14 protein-coding genes are annotated in these 13,774 nt (G+C 71.2%); all 14 read right to left on the reverse strand.

The features are described 5' to 3' along the window. Window positions 1–29 precede the first annotated feature (29 nt). Genes QMO76_RS30840 through QMO76_RS30905 form a run of 14 tightly spaced genes read right to left on the reverse strand, consistent with a single transcriptional unit; the run spans window position 30 to window position 13,554 of the window. Window positions 30–998 carry a carbohydrate kinase family protein gene (locus tag QMO76_RS30840; protein WP_306364968.1) on the reverse strand — a complete coding sequence of 323 codons (969 nt, stop codon included), beginning with the start codon at window positions 996–998 and terminating at the stop codon, window positions 30–32. A gap of 35 nt (window positions 999–1,033) precedes the next feature. After that, window positions 1,034–2,248 carry a methionine adenosyltransferase gene (gene metK, locus QMO76_RS30845; RefSeq protein WP_306364878.1) on the reverse strand — a complete coding sequence of 405 codons (1,215 nt, stop codon included), beginning with the start codon at window positions 2,246–2,248 and terminating at the stop codon, window positions 1,034–1,036. A gap of 9 nt (window positions 2,249–2,257) precedes the next feature. Continuing rightward, on the reverse strand, window positions 2,258–3,346 hold the full coding sequence (locus QMO76_RS30850; RefSeq protein WP_306364879.1) for a 3-oxoacyl-ACP synthase III family protein: 1,089 nt from the start codon (window positions 3,344–3,346) through the stop codon (window positions 2,258–2,260). Further along, window positions 3,343–5,682 carry a beta-ketoacyl-[acyl-carrier-protein] synthase family protein gene (locus tag QMO76_RS30855; protein ID WP_306364880.1) on the reverse strand — a complete coding sequence of 780 codons (2,340 nt, stop codon included), beginning with the start codon at window positions 5,680–5,682 and terminating at the stop codon, window positions 3,343–3,345. The genes QMO76_RS30850 and QMO76_RS30855 overlap by 4 nt, the downstream gene beginning before the upstream one ends. Further along, window positions 5,679–6,974 (reverse strand): beta-ketoacyl synthase, encoded by a 1,296-nt coding sequence (locus QMO76_RS30860; protein ID WP_306364881.1) that lies wholly within the window; start codon window positions 6,972–6,974, stop codon window positions 5,679–5,681. The genes QMO76_RS30855 and QMO76_RS30860 overlap by 4 nt, the downstream gene beginning before the upstream one ends. Beyond that, entirely contained in the window at window positions 6,967–7,368 is a 402-nt protein-coding gene (locus QMO76_RS30865) for a hypothetical protein (RefSeq protein WP_306364882.1), read from the reverse strand. The genes QMO76_RS30860 and QMO76_RS30865 overlap by 8 nt, the downstream gene beginning before the upstream one ends. Beyond that, a complete protein-coding gene (locus tag QMO76_RS30870; RefSeq protein ID WP_306364883.1) occupies window positions 7,365–8,624 on the reverse strand; it encodes a beta-ketoacyl synthase in 1,260 nt (419 codons plus the stop codon). Before QMO76_RS30870 ends, QMO76_RS30865 begins: the two co-directional genes overlap by 4 nt. Next, window positions 8,621–9,076, reverse strand: coding sequence for a 3-hydroxyacyl-ACP dehydratase FabZ family protein (locus tag QMO76_RS30875; protein WP_306364884.1), 456 nt, complete (start codon window positions 9,074–9,076; stop codon window positions 8,621–8,623). Before QMO76_RS30875 ends, QMO76_RS30870 begins: the two co-directional genes overlap by 4 nt. A 24-nt stretch (window positions 9,077–9,100) precedes the next feature. After that, window positions 9,101–9,871 carry an SDR family NAD(P)-dependent oxidoreductase gene (locus tag QMO76_RS30880; protein ID WP_306364885.1) on the reverse strand — a complete coding sequence of 257 codons (771 nt, stop codon included), beginning with the start codon at window positions 9,869–9,871 and terminating at the stop codon, window positions 9,101–9,103. Then, complete coding sequence (locus QMO76_RS30885) at window positions 9,868–10,287, reverse strand: holo-ACP synthase (RefSeq protein ID WP_306364886.1); 420 nt, start codon at window positions 10,285–10,287, stop codon at window positions 9,868–9,870. The genes QMO76_RS30880 and QMO76_RS30885 overlap by 4 nt, the downstream gene beginning before the upstream one ends. Next, complete coding sequence (locus QMO76_RS30890) at window positions 10,288–10,704, reverse strand: acyl carrier protein (RefSeq protein ID WP_306364887.1); 417 nt, start codon at window positions 10,702–10,704, stop codon at window positions 10,288–10,290. Further along, on the reverse strand, window positions 10,701–11,702 hold the full coding sequence (gene fabD, locus QMO76_RS30895) for an ACP S-malonyltransferase (protein ID WP_306364888.1): 1,002 nt from the start codon (window positions 11,700–11,702) through the stop codon (window positions 10,701–10,703). The genes QMO76_RS30890 and fabD overlap by 4 nt, the downstream gene beginning before the upstream one ends. Then, window positions 11,699–11,953 (reverse strand): acyl-CoA carboxylase epsilon subunit, encoded by a 255-nt coding sequence (locus QMO76_RS30900; protein WP_306364889.1) that lies wholly within the window; start codon window positions 11,951–11,953, stop codon window positions 11,699–11,701. Before QMO76_RS30900 ends, fabD begins: the two co-directional genes overlap by 4 nt. Beyond that, window positions 11,950–13,554 carry an acyl-CoA carboxylase subunit beta gene (locus QMO76_RS30905; protein WP_306364890.1) on the reverse strand — a complete coding sequence of 535 codons (1,605 nt, stop codon included), beginning with the start codon at window positions 13,552–13,554 and terminating at the stop codon, window positions 11,950–11,952. The genes QMO76_RS30900 and QMO76_RS30905 overlap by 4 nt, the downstream gene beginning before the upstream one ends. Between the last annotated feature and the right edge of the window lie 220 nt (window positions 13,555–13,774).

Genomic DNA, 13,774 nt, shown 5'->3' on the forward strand with positions numbered 1-13,774 from the left:
CGCGGTCTCGCGCACTCCCTCGGCAGTCGTCACGACGGTACCTTTCGTTCTCGGTCGGCGGCGGTATCGATCAGCAGTGCGGCGAGGTCATCGGCGGCTTCCGGCCCGTAGGCGGCGGCGAGGCGCTCCAAGGCGGCATCGGTGCGCCACGACCAGCCCTGCGGCCCCGACGATTCCAGGACGAGAACGGCGACGAGGCACCCGAGTTGGGCAGCCCGCTCCACCGTCGCCCCGCGACCGCGCGCGAAGACGAATCCCGCGCGGAAGCCGTCCCCTACCCCGGTGGGATCCACCTCGGCGATCGGCGGCACCGCCGGCACCCGCACTCGCGCACCGCCGGAATCGACGACCTCCACGCCGCGCTCGGCCAGCGTGGTGACCCGCGTGCGCACCACGGCCGCGATATCGGCCTCGGACAGGCCGGTTTTCGTGCGCAGCAGGCCCCATTCGTATTCATTGGTGAACAGCAGGTCCGCGCCGTCCAGCAGGCCGCGAATCCGCGCGGCGTCCAGATAGGCGAGCTGCTGGGACGGGTCGGCGGCGAAGGGCAGGCCGTACTCGCGGCATTCCTCGGTGTGCCGCAGCATGGCCGCCGGGTCGTCGGCTCCGATGAGGACCAGGTCGGGCCGGCCGTGGCGGGCCGACAGCTGGGCAACCGAGATCCGCGCGGCCCGTGCCATGGCCCCGGGGTACATGCTGGCGAGCTGCGCCATATCGGTATCGGTGGTGCAGACGAAACGCGCGGTGTGCAGATCGGCGTGGGTGTGCACCCCGCCCAGATCGACACCGGCCGCCGCCAGCGCGCGGCCGTACTCGTCGAAGTCGCCACCCACCGCTCCGATCAGCAGCGGCCGGTCGCCCAGCCGGCCGAGCGCACAGCAGATGTTCCCGGCGACGCCGCCGTGCCGGATGACGAGGTCGTCCACCAGGAAGCTCAGCGAGACATGCGAAAGGTGTTCGGGCAGCAGCTGTTCGGCGAATCGCCCCGGGAACCGCATCAGGTGGTCGGTGGCGATGGAACCGCATACGAAGATCACGCCACCGCCTCCTTCAGCTCGGCCACCCGATCGGTGCGTTCCCACGGCAGATCCACATCGACGCGCCCGAAATGCCCATACGCGGCGGTGCGGCGGTAGATCGGGCGGAGCAGGTCCAGATCCTGGATGATCGCCGCCGGGCGCAGGTCGAACACCGACTCGATGGCCGCCTGGATGCGCGCCGGATCGTAGTTCTCGGTGCCGAAGGTCTCGACGAACAGGCCGACCGGCGCGGCCTTGCCGATGGCGTAGGCGACCTGTACCTCGAGCCGATCGGCCAGACCCGCCGCCACGGCGTTCTTGGCCACTCGGCGCAGCGCGTACGCGGCGCTGCGGTCCACTTTGGACGGGTCCTTGCCGGAGAACGCGCCGCCGCCGTGGCGGGCCATACCGCCGTAGGTGTCGACGATGATCTTCCGGCCGGTCAGGCCCGCGTCGCCCATCGGACCGCCCAGCACGAAGGTGCCGGTCGGGTTGACCAACAGCCGGACCTCCCCGGTGTCCAGGCCGGCCACGCCCAGACCGGCCAGCACGTGGTCGAGCACGTGGGCACGCAGATCGGCGGCCAGCTCCCCCTCGGGGTCGACGCCCGGATCGTGCTGCGCCGAGATCACCACGGTGTCCAGTCGCACCGGCCGGTCCCCGGCGTACTCGATGGTGACCTGGGTCTTGCCGTCGGGCCGCAGATAGGACACCACGCCCGTCTTGCGGACATCGGCGAGCCGACGGGAGAGCCGGTGCGCCAAGGCGATCGGCAGCGGCATCAATTCCGGGGTGTCGGAGCTGGCGTAGCCGAACATCAGGCCCTGATCACCCGCCCCCTGCCGGTCGACGGGATCATCGCGCCCATCCACCCGCGCCTCGTAGGCGCGGTCCACGCCCTGCGCGATATCCGGCGACTGGGAACCGATGGACACGTTCACCCCGCAGGTCGCCCCGTCGAATCCTCGTGCGGAACTGTCGTATCCGATATCGAGGACGGTGTCGCGCACGATGCGCGGCACATCCACCACGGCGGTCGTCGTCACCTCCCCCGCCACGTGCACCTGTCCGGTGGTGACCATCGTCTCCACCGCCACCCGCGCGCCGGGATCGTCGGCGAGCAGCGCGTCGAGAACCGCGTCGCTGATGGCGTCGCACATCTTGTCCGGATGGCCCTCGGTCACCGATTCGCTGGTGAACAGGCGGCGGGCCGCGGTCGATCGCACCATGATGTTCTCCTACTTCCCGACGGTTTCCGGCCAGCGCAGCGCCAAGCCCGCGTACACGTACCGGCTGGCCTCGATGGCCAGCAGCATCACGTTCTCGCCGGGACGCACCCGACCGCCGCGCAGACCGTCGTCCAGGGCCAGCAGCACCGCGGGCGATCCGGTCGCGCCGACGTCGGCGAGGTTCTCGACGACCAGGGTTTGCAGCAGGGCGAAATCCGCCTCTGACAGCCCGGCGTCGGCGAATTCGCGCGTGAAGTACTCCGCGTTGCCCTCCGGCAGCACGCACGCGCCGATCTGCTCCAGCCGCAGGCCGGAGCGGTCCAGCAGTTCGCGCAGCGCGGTGACGAAAACGCGCGGACCGTATTCGGCCACGCCGTTGGCGTCCAGCGCGATATCGATGAGCCGCTTGCGATTTCGCTGCTCGTGCAGCGGAATGTCGGTACCGCCGCCGATCACCCGCATGCCCGGCGCGCGGTGTCCGCCCAGGCAGGCGTTGACATAGCCGTACCGGTGGGTCCCGGTGTCGCTCCCGCCGCGCAGCACCACGGCCGCGGCCCCGTCACCGAAATTGAAGAGTGTCAACCGATCCCGCATCCGCACGGCATCGGGATCGCGGCCCAGGAACATGGGGGCGAGCAGCGGTGAGATGGCCTCCGCACCGATCACCACGGCGGTGCGGTGGGTGCCGTCGGCCAGCTGCCGGAAGGCGATGTCCAGGGCCTGCACCGCACCGACGCAGCCGGCGCGCACCTCGATCAGTGCGCACCGCTCCAGGCCCAGGTGCTCCTGCACGTAGCTGGCGGCGGTCGGGAGGTGGAATTCCGGACTGGCCGTGGACAGCACGATGAGGTCCACCTCCTCCGGCTCGATTCCCGCGTGCGCCAAGGCGCGTCGCGCGGCCGCCTCGGCCATCCGGCTGTTGCTGGTCAGGTGGGCGCCGTCGACCGGGTCGATCATCCAGTGCCGGCGGCGCACCTGTATGCCGTCGAGCACCTCGGCGGGCAGAGTGCCGACGAGCTTCTCGAGTCGATCGTTGTCGATGGGGTCGCCGGGCAGGTACGAACCCGTGCCCGCGATGGTGACCTGTACGTCGGTCATGACGATTGCTCCGTTCCCGGGGTGAAGACCAGACTGAGATGGGCGCCGCCCAGCGACGAGCTGTTGACCAGCACCGGGCCGTCGAAACGCGTGGGCTCCGCCAAGGCCAGGGTGGCGCACAGCTGGGCTCCCGCGCCGACCGGTTCGCCAAGTACGCGTTTGGGCTGCTCGACGCGGGTGGTCTCGGAGCGGAACCGCTCGATGGCGGCCAGCTCCGGGTCGTCGACCGTGGGCAGGCCGCTGGCGTTGGCCCAGATGGCTCGGACCGCACCGGTTTCCAACCCGCATTCGGCGGTGGCGGCGCGCATGGCCCGCTCGACCCCGCCGCCACTCGGGTCCCAGCGTCCGATGCCCGCGCCGTCGAAGGCGGTGCCGTAGCCCGCGAAGGTCGCCAGCACCCGCGCCCCGCGATCGCGGGCGAACGACTCCCGCTCCAGCAGCAGGGTCACCGCCCCCTCGGTCAGCAGGTAACCCGACGGTCCGGCGGTGGCGAAGAGCGGTATGCGCCCATAGGCCCGCCGCGCGAAGTCGCCGAGCGCGTCGGCGGCCGGGCACAGCAGGGCGTCCGCGGCGCCGGAGCGCAACAGGTCGAAACCGACGCCCAGCGCGCTCGCCCCCGCCGCGTGCGCGGCGGTGAGCGTCGAGGTCGGGCCGCGCACGCCCAACAGCATGGACACCTGCCCCGCGGCGGCGTTGTAGACGGTATTCGGGAAGACCGCCGGATTCCCCGCGGTCACACCGGATTCCAGTACCGGAACGGTGAACCGCTCCAGGCTCTCCACCGGGCCGAGCCCGGTACCGAGCACCACGCCCACCCGGTCGGGATCATGGGCGGCCGGATCGAGTCCGGCGTGCGCCAGCGCCATCGCGCTGGCGGCCACCGCGAACACGCCCAGCCGGTCCATCCGCCGCCGCTGCTTCGCCGTCAGATACGGCGAGGCGTCGAAGTCCAGGGGCGCGACCGCGAAATCCGCGTCGCCGGATCGCGGTCCCGATCCGGACCGGTACGTCCGCACCAAATCCTCGGGTGCGGTCGCACCGGGCAGGACCACACCGATCCCGGTGACGACGATACGGTCGGTCCCGGTCCGGGGCGGCGCCGCGACCCGACCCTCCCGCCCGTACACCACCGTGGCATTGGCCCCGGCGAAGGCGAAGTTGTTCGACATCGCCACATCCATGGGCAGCGGCCGCGCCTCATTGGGCACCGCCTCCAGCCCGCATTTGGGGTCGGGTCCGGTGAACCCCGCCGTGGGCGGGGCGATCTGGTCGCGCAGCGCGAGCACGGTCGCGATCGCCTCCACCGCACCCGCCGCGCCGAGCAGATGGCCGACCATGGATTTGACGCTGCTCAGCGCCACCTTCTCCGCGGCGGGGCCGAAGGCCCGGCGCACGGCGTTGCTCTCGGCCGAATCGTTCTTCGGGGTGCCCGTGCCGTGGCCGTTGACGTAGCGCACGTCGGCGGGCGTGACGCCGCTGGCCGCGAAGGCCGCGGTGAGCGCCCGCGCCGCCCCCTCGCCCTCCGGATGCGGGGCGGTGGGGTGGTGGCCGTCGGCGGACAGCCCGTAGCCGAGCACCTCGGCCAGCACGGGCAGGCCGTGCCGCACCGCCACCGCATGGTCGGCCAACACCAGCATGCCGCTGCCCTCACCGAGCGAAAGCCCTTGCCGATCCTTGGAATACGGTGACGCGGGCACCGGCGAGAGCGCTTCCAGACTGTGGAAGCCCGCGAATACGGTCTCGTTGAACGCATCGCTGCCGCCCACCACCATCACATCGGCGCGGCCGGCGCGGATGAGTTCCACGGCGTGGGCGACGGCATGCGCGCCGGCCGCGCAGGCGGTGTTGACCGACAGCACCGGTCCGAGCATTCCGAACGCCGCCCCGACCGCCTCCGCGATGGTCTGCGGCTGAATCATCAGGTACCGCCACCACGGCGGGACGCGCCCGTCCCTTTCCGCCCGCCAGGCCTGCTCCAGGCTGCGCAGGCCGCCGTTGCAGGTGCCGACCACCGCGCCCCAGCGGGTGGCCGGGACGCCGGTGGGGTCGGACCCGGACCGCCGCGGCCGCAGACCGGCGTTGCCGATCGCCTCGGCGGCCGCCGCCAGTGCGAATTCCACCGCCGGATCCAGATTCTCGTCCGGGTCCCGGTCCCCGTCGGACCGCGGGGGCACCTCACCCCCGAGCCGGGTGCGGCAACCGGTCAGATCGACGCCGCGCACCGGGCGGATCGCCACCGCTGCGGCCCGGAATCCACGCCACATGGTCTCGGCGCCCCGTCCCTGCGCGGTGACCGCACCGACACCGCAGACGACGATTCGCTTGGGAGCGTTCATGATCGATTCACCTCGCTACTGAGGGCCAGGGCGACCGCCTGCCCTTCGAAACCGCGGGCCAGCGCGAGCGCACCGGTGAGTTCTCGTTCTCGGGGACCGCCGGGGACGTAGTCCAGGTCGCAGCCGGGATCGGGATCGTCGAGATGGGCGGTGCCCGGTATCACGCCGTGGTGGAGCGCGAGGGCGGCCACGGCGGCGTTCACCGCGCCCGCACCACCCACCAGATGTCCGGTCTGCGGCTTGACGCTGCTCACCGCCGTCGTTCGGGCGTGCGCGCCCAGGGCGGTGTGCAGGGCGCGGGTCTCGCTGGTGTCGCCGTCGCGGGTGGCGCAGCCGTGCGCCGCGACATAGGAGACATCGGCGGGCTCGACGCGCCCGTCGCGCAGGGCGTGGGTCACCGCGCGGGCCAATCCGCGTCCGCTCGGATGGGGTGCGGGCGGCCGGTGGCATTCGTTGCCCGCGCCGAACCCGGTGAGCTCGGCGTAGATCCGTGCGCCCCGCGCCCGCGCCGTCGCCAGTTCCTCCAGGACCAGCACCGCCGCGCCCTCGCCCAGGATCGAACCCGAACGCTGCCGATCGAACGGGCGGAACGCGGCCGCGCCGCGGTCGTTCTCGGTGGACAACACGCCGACGCCGTCCAGTTTGGACATCGGCCACCAGTTGGTGGCGTCGTCATAGCCGCCCGCCAGCGCCAGATCGGCTTCGCCCCGGCGGATCGCCCGCAGGGCTCGGCCGATCGCGGTGGCACCGCTGTCGGCGGTACCGGCGTAGAACGAGTTCGGGCCGCGGATGCCGAAGCGCTGCGAGACATGGAACACGGCCGCCGGTTGCAGTCCCTCGACGAAGAACAGCGGGGCCATGATGGATCCGCCCTCGCGGCCCAGCCGCTCCAGATCCGGTTCTCCGTCCGGACGGCGAATGCGGGTGATGTTCGCGATGAGGTCGTCGAGCCGCGAGATCTCCTTGTTCCCACCGAGATACAGCCCGGCGCGCGGTCCAAGCTCGGTCTCGGTGTCCAGTCCGGCGTCCGCCAGGGCCAGGCTCGCGCCCGCCAAGCCCAGCTGATCACCGCGGTTGAGCATGCGCAGCGCCTTGCGTGACACGTAGCGCAGTGGTTCGAAGCCGTCGATCTCGGCGCCGAGCCGAGTGCGCAGCGGACTCGGATCGTAAGCGGACAGGACGCGAATTCCGCTGCGCCCGTCCAGCAGTCCGCGCCAGGTGCCGGCAACGTCCGGCCCCAAGGCGGTGAGCAGCCCGATGCCGGTCACCACCACCCGTCGTCGTTCAGTCATGAGGATCCCCTGTACTCGGGCCGAGGCGCAGCAGCGCGACGGTGGCGGCGCGGCGGCCGTCCACCTCCGCCAGCGCCCGGCAGTCGAAGCGATCCGCGTGCGCCTCGGCCGACGCGACGTCCGCCACGGCCTCGACGGTGATGCGGATCTGGTCGCCGGGTTCGATGTAGCGGCGGAACCGCGCACCCCGCAGCAGGACCGGCCGCACCAGTCCGGGCGGCGCGATGAGCGCGGCGACCGCGTGGACGCGGTCGAGCAGCAGCACACCGGGCAGCACCGGAAAGCGCGGGAAGTGACTCTGGAAGACCGGCAGCGTCATGGGCACGTTCACCAGGGCGATCGCGCGGCGTCCGGGTTCTGTCGCCAACACCCGGTCCAGCAACGCCGGCGTCACGGCGCACCGCCGATCACCAGGCTGGTGTTGGTGCCCCCGAAGGCGAAGGCGTTGATCAGCGCCGCCCGCACGGCCGCGGGGCGCGCGGTGCGGGGCACGTAGTCCAGATCCAGTCCCCGACCGGGTGTTTCGTGATTGATGGTGGGCGGCACCAGCGAATTCCGGATCGCTCCTACCGCGGCCAGGACATTCAGGGCCGCACCCGCGGCGGTGAGGTGACCCGCCATGGACTTGGGTGAACTCACCAGCAGCCGGTAGGCGTCGTCGCCGAAGACCTTCTTGATGGCCACGGTCTCGGACTCGTCGTTGCCGGGGGTGCTGGTGCCGTGCGCCACCACGTAGTCGATGCCGTCCGCGCCCACGCCGGATTCGGCGATGGCGCCCTCCATCACCTGAACCGCACCATTGCCGTCCGGTGGGGAGTCGGTGATGCGCCAGGCATTGAGAGTGGCGGCGTAACCCAGGATCTCGGCGAGGATGGGGGCGTCGCGACGGCGGGCGGACTCCAGCTCCTCCAGGACGAAGGCCACCGCGCCCTCGCCGAGGACGAATCCGGATCGAGTGGAGTCGAAGGGCCGCGAGGCCCGGGTCGGATCGTCTTCGTAACCGGTGGCGAGCGCACCCAGCAGGCTGAATCCGAGCACGTCGAGCCAGCTGGTGAGGGAGTCGTAGCCGCCGGCCAGCATCAGATCGGCATCTCCCTCCTGGATCAATCGGTACGCCTCGCCGATGGCATGGCCCGAGCCGGAGCAGGCGGTGCTGATGCCGACCATCGGGCCCGTCGCGCCGAGAATCCGGGCCATGGCGGCGACCGGCAGATTCTGGTTGCCGGTCAGGGTGAGGCTGGGCGCCTGTCGTTCGAAAACGTCCGCGCGGCCGGTGGTTTCGCGAGCCCGGCCGATATCGACCAGCAGCCGCAGGTCGGGGCGGCCCACACTGCCGCCCATGGCCACTCCGCACGCGTCGCCCGGCGGACCGGAGGCGACAGCGCCCGCCGCGGCCAGCGCCTCGGCCGCGGCGGCCACGCCGAACTGTCCCGCCCGCGACAGGTGCCGCCACTTGGCGGTGGCCGGCAGCCGCCGCGCGGGGTCGAAGTCCCGGACCTGCCCGGCGATACGGACCGGGAACCCGGTGCAGTCGAAGACGGTCAGCGGGCCGACGCCGCTGTTCCCGGCGGCCAGATTGCTCCAGGTGGTGGCGGCGTCCAGCCCCAGCGGCGTCACCGCCCCGATGCCGGTGATCACGACCCGCCTCATGCCACCGGCTCCCGTCCGCGCAGCAGCCTGGCCATGCGTTCGGTGTCCTCCGCGTATTCCAGGGCGTCGGCATCGGTGACGCCGCACAGGATGCCGGAAGCGGTGAGCACCGGCCGCTCGTCCACCCCGGCGGCGCCGTCGATCACGGCGGCGGCATCGGCGGTGGACCGCACGCTCACCGTGAGGTGCAGCACGTCGCCCGGTACCACCTCACCGTGCCACGCCACCTCGTCCACCCCGAGCAGGGTGGCACGGCGACGCAGTCCGCTGCTGAGCAGCACGAGCCAGCTCGCGGTCTGGCACACCGCCTCCATCACCAGGGTGGGCGGCATCGTCAGGCGTCCGGAATCGTCGCGCAGCCAGTGGTTCTCGGTGACGGAGGTGAGTTTGCGGGCACTGGCGCGGGTGTCGCCGACCCAGTCGTCGATCCGGTCTATCAGATGGAATCGCATTGTCGTGCTTTGCCTTTCGCATTCTCAAGCCATCCGGCCGAGGCCGAGTTGTGCGCCGAATCCGCCATCGGCGCGCACCAGCGCACCGGTCATGTAGCCGGCCCCCGGACCGGCCAGGAAGACGATCACCTCCGCGATCTGCTCGATCTCGGCCAGTGAGCGCAACGGAATCTGGCGTTTCAGCTTCTCGAGTCCGCCGCCCTCCACCAGGCCGCCGATCAGGTCGGTCGGTGAGAAGCCCGGCAGCACGGCATTGACCCGGACCCCGAAGCGCGCGAGTTCGACCGCGCTGCAATAGGTGAAGGCGTTGATGGCCCCCTTGGACGCGGAGTAGTTGGACTGGCCGACCCAGCCTCGCTCGCCCATGACCGAGGAGACGTTCACGATGACGCCGTCGCGTTGGCCCATCAGATGCGCCATCGCGGCCCGGGTGCAGTTGAACACCCCGCCGAAGTTGACCCGCATGACATCCAGCCACGCGTCCGCGTCCATATCGAATATCAGCCCGTCCCTGGCGATTCCGGCATTGTTCACCAGGATGTGCAGGCCACCGAGGCTGTCGACGCACCGCGCCACCAGCTCCTGCGCCTGCTCCGGGTCGGCGACGTCCGCGGCCAGCGCGACCGCCCGGCCGCCCGCCGACACGATCTCCTCGACCACCTCCTTCGCCGCCTCGTCGGCGCTGCGGTAATTCACCGCTACCGCGGCACCCCGCCGGGCGAGCAGCCGGGCGGTGGCCCGGCCGATACCCCGTGAACCACCCGTGACCAGGGCGACTCGGTCGGTCAGCGTCATGTCGACTCCTCCTCGGAAATGGTGAACACCACCACGGCGATGGCGAAACCGCCGCTGTGGGACAGCGAGACGTCCATGGCCTCGACGCCGCGCGCGGCGGCCGCCGTCGCCGCCACCCCGGACAGCCGCAGACGCGGTCGACCGCTGGTGGAGTTGACGACTTCGATGTCGCGCCAAGGCATTCCGGCACCGAACGCCTTCACCACCGCTTCCTTGGCGGCGAATCGCGCGGCCAGGTGCTCCGCGCGGCGGCGACGCCCGTGCGCGTAGGCGAGTTCGCGTTCGGTGAAGATCTCCACCGCCAGCGCGGGCTGGTCGGACAACAGCGTCCGCACCCGCTCCACCGCGGCGATATCCACCCCGACGCTGACCCGGGAGCGGGATCCCGGGATCGTCTCCACCCGCCCCGCGGTCATCTAGCTCACATCCGCGGCGAGCGCCGCGCGCGCGGTGGTCATCTCGGCCAGGTTGCGCACGGTGAACAGGGTCATCACCTGGTCGGCGGTGATCTTGCCCGCCAGCTCCGTCGGGTCGATCTGCGGCAGGACGGTGGCCAGCTGCGCCAATCCGGCGGGAGTGAGCACGCCGTCGGCGTCCTCCCACTCCTCGTCGGTCAGCTCGCCCTGCAGCAGCTCGGCGATCTCGGCGGCCTGGATCTTCACCCCGACCTTGCGCTCGATCCGGAACAGGATGTCGAGCAGGTCGATGGATTCGGCTCCGAGCTCGCCCAGCACGGTGGCGTCGGGCTCCACCTCGTCGATATCGAGGCCGACCGCCTCGGCGACGGACTGCTGGACGGCCGCGAGGGTCTGCGCGGAGGTCTCGGTGGTCATGGCAGGGTTCCTTCCTGATCGCGAATCTCACGGATCGCCGCGTCGATGCGGCGGGCGTCGCCGGTGCTGAGCACCGTGCGGTTTTCGACTGTGCGCTTGGCGAAACCGGTGAGGACCCGCCCGGGCCCCACCTCCAGATAGGCTGTGGCGCCGTACCGTTCGGCGGCGGCGAGTACGTCTGTCCAGCGCACCGGACAGGCCAGCTGCCGGCGCAGCAGTCCGCGGGCATCGGCGCCGGAGGCGAGCGCCGCACCGGTGACCGAGCTGATCACCGGCAGGCGGGCGGGTCCGAAGGTGTGCCGGGCCAGCTCGTCGGCGAACTCCGCCTCGATCTCGGCCATCAACGAACAGTGGAAGGGCGCACCGACTTCCAGCAGCACGACCTTCTCCGCGCCGGCCGTGCGGACCGCCTCGGCCACCTCGTCCAGGGCGGCGCGGTGACCCGACACCACGGTCTGGCGGGCGTCGTTGTAGTTGGCCACCTCGGCGACACCCGCGCCCCCGCGCTCGGCGCAAGCGCGCTCCACCGCCGCGGCGGGCAGGCCGATCACCGCCAGCATGCCGCCGTCGGTCCGCTCGGCCACCCGGGCCATCAATTCACCGCGCCGGCGCACCAGGGCGAAAGCCGATTCCAGCGTCAGCACCCCGGCCGCCACCAGCGCGGTGAACTCCCCGAGGCTGTGCCCGGCCACGGCAGCGGGCCGAAATCCCGCGGTGCGCAGCACCTCCCAGGTGGCGAGACTGGTCGCCAGCACCGCCGGCTGCGTGATGTCGGTGCGGGTCAGATCGCCCTTGACGCCGGTGACACACAGGCGGCTGAGTTCGATTCCGGCCGCGGCGTCGGCGGCACGGAAGATCGGCTCGGCCGCGCCCGGATGGTGCTCGAGCAGATGGGCCGCCATCCCGGCCCGCTGTGATCCCTGCCCGGGGAACATGGCCAGACTCGCCGCGCCGGGCGCGGGCGGCGGCACGGTGGCGCTCGTCATGGTCGATGTCATCGCTGCTCCTCTGCCCACCGCGGGGCGGCGCGGTCGGGATGCCGGTGGATACGGGCGGCCGTGCCCCACGCCGCCGGGGCCTTGTGGTAGCGGAAGCCGTGACCGGACCGCCAGGCGCTCGGGGGCAGCCGGTGCTCGCGGCGTACCGGCGCGGCGCCGCCCGCCGCCAGCGCCGCGAGCACCGTGACGACGGCTGCGATGTCGACGTCATCGGGATTGCCCCGCGTGATCACGATGTCCGGCGCGTTCACAGCGGAATGTTCCCGTGCTTGCGGATGGGGGTGGCGGCGCGCTTGGCGGCGAGCATGTCCAGCGCGCCGATGAGGACGCGGCGGGTGTCGGCCGGATCGATCACGTCGTCGACGTGGCCGCGTCGCGCGGCCACCAGCGGGTGCATGAGTTCGTCCCGATAGTCCTCGATCAGGGTGCGGCGCATGGCATCCGGATCCGGCGCGGCGGCGATGCGCTTGCGGAAGACGATATTGGCGGCGGCCTCCGCGCCCATGACCGCGGTCTGGTTGGTCGGCCAGGCGAAGGAGAGGTCGGCTCCGATGGACTTGGAGTCCATCACGATGTAGGCCCCGCCGAACGCCTTGCGCAGGATGACCTGGATCCGCGGCACCGTCGCCTCGCAGTAGGCGTACAGCAGTTTCGCGCCCCGCCGGATGATGGCGTCGTGCTCCTGGCCCACGCCGGGCAGGAAGCCGGGCACGTCGACGAGGGTGACCAGCGGGATGTTGAACGCGTCGCACATGCGCACGAAACGCGCCGCCTTCTCCGAGGCGTCGATGTCGATCACCCCGGCCAGCACGGCGGGCTGGTTGCCGACGATGCCGACCACTTTGCCGTCGAGCCGGGCGAGCGCGCAGATGATATTGCGTGCCCACCGCTCGTGGACCTCCAGATACTCGCCGTCGTCGACGATATCGGCGATCACCAGACGCATGTCGTAGGGCGCGCGGTCGTCGGCTGGCACGATGGCGGCCAGTTCCGCACAGCGACGATCGGCGGGGTCGGGCGTCCACGCCTCCGGTGGCGTTTCCTGGTTGTTGGCGGGGAGATAGCCCAGCAGGGTGCGCACGTCCTCGAAGCAGCTGCGCTCGTCCGGCGCCACGAACGAGGCCACCCCGGTGGTTTCGGCGTGCACCGTGGCCCCGCCCAACTGCTCCTGGCTGACCTGCTCGCCGGTCACCTCGCGCACCACGTCCGGACCCGTGATGAACATGGTGCCGGTGCCCTCCACCATGAAGGTGAAGTCGGTGAGCGCCGGGGAGTACACCGCCCCGCCCGCACACGACCCGAGGATCACGCTGATCTGGGGCACCACTCCCGAGGCACGCACATTGCGGGCGAACAGGCCGCCGAAACCGGCCAGGGCGTCGATACCCTCCTGAATGCGCGCTCCCCCACCGTCGTTCAGCCCGATGATGGGTGCGCCGCAGGCATCGGCGAGGTCGAACAGCTGATGCAGCTTGCGGGCGAACACGGCGCCCAACGCCCCGCCCCGCACCCGGGCGTCGTGGGCGAAGACGAAGACCCGGCGGCCGTCGATCCGGCCCCACCCGACGACCACGCCGTCACCGGGGGGATGGGATTCCTCCATACCGAAGCCGACAGCCCGGTGCTCGGCGAAAACCCCTATCTCGCTGAATGTTCCGTCATCGAGCAGGGTCTCGATGCGGGTGCGGGCGTCGAGTTTGCCGCGCTCCCGGTGGCGGCGGTCGGCCGCTTCGTCCGCGGGGGCGTACGCCGCGGCACGCGCGGCGGACAGGGTGACCGCCGCCGCGCTCATTCCATCCACCACGGGCGACGGTTCGCGCAGTGGTGCTCGGATCTCTTCGTACAGGAACATAACCCCTACCTGACCCAGCTCTTTTCGATCGCTGTCGATGGTGGCCGGGTGACCTTGAATTTTTCTGGGAGGGGGTCTCGAGCACGACCGCACGGGACGTCGCACGGGGTTCGCAATCCGGATATTCGGTCCATTACCCGCATGAATGATCCGACAACTAATTCTCGCGAGCTTTCAGCAATCCTCACCATGCAATCGCGAGCGATTTCGGGTACTGTGA

The sequence above is a fragment of the Nocardia sp. CC227C genome, from assembly GCF_030767025.1.
GTDB lineage: Bacteria > Actinomycetota > Actinomycetes > Mycobacteriales > Mycobacteriaceae > Nocardia.

Coding starts and splice junctions, on each gene's coding strand:
- QMO76_RS30840 (WP_306364968.1), bottom strand. CDS start 998: ATGCGGTTCCCGGGGCGATTCGCCGAACAGCTGCTGCCCGAACACCTT.
- metK (WP_306364878.1), bottom strand. CDS start 2,248: ATGGTGCGATCGACCGCGGCCCGCCGCCTGTTCACCAGCGAATCGGTG.
- QMO76_RS30850 (WP_306364879.1), bottom strand. CDS start 3,346: ATGACCGACGTACAGGTCACCATCGCGGGCACGGGTTCGTACCTGCCC.
- QMO76_RS30855 (WP_306364880.1), bottom strand. CDS start 5,682: ATGAACGCTCCCAAGCGAATCGTCGTCTGCGGTGTCGGTGCGGTCACC.
- QMO76_RS30860 (WP_306364881.1), bottom strand. CDS start 6,974: ATGACTGAACGACGACGGGTGGTGGTGACCGGCATCGGGCTGCTCACC.
- QMO76_RS30870 (WP_306364883.1), bottom strand. CDS start 8,624: ATGAGGCGGGTCGTGATCACCGGCATCGGGGCGGTGACGCCGCTGGGG.
- QMO76_RS30875 (WP_306364884.1), bottom strand. CDS start 9,076: ATGCGATTCCATCTGATAGACCGGATCGACGACTGGGTCGGCGACACC.
- QMO76_RS30880 (WP_306364885.1), bottom strand. CDS start 9,871: ATGACGCTGACCGACCGAGTCGCCCTGGTCACGGGTGGTTCACGGGGT.
- QMO76_RS30885 (WP_306364886.1), bottom strand. CDS start 10,287: ATGACCGCGGGGCGGGTGGAGACGATCCCGGGATCCCGCTCCCGGGTC.
- QMO76_RS30890 (WP_306364887.1), bottom strand. CDS start 10,704: ATGACCACCGAGACCTCCGCGCAGACCCTCGCGGCCGTCCAGCAGTCC.
- fabD (WP_306364888.1), bottom strand. CDS start 11,702: ATGACATCGACCATGACGAGCGCCACCGTGCCGCCGCCCGCGCCCGGC.
- QMO76_RS30905 (WP_306364890.1), bottom strand. CDS start 13,554: ATGTTCCTGTACGAAGAGATCCGAGCACCACTGCGCGAACCGTCGCCC.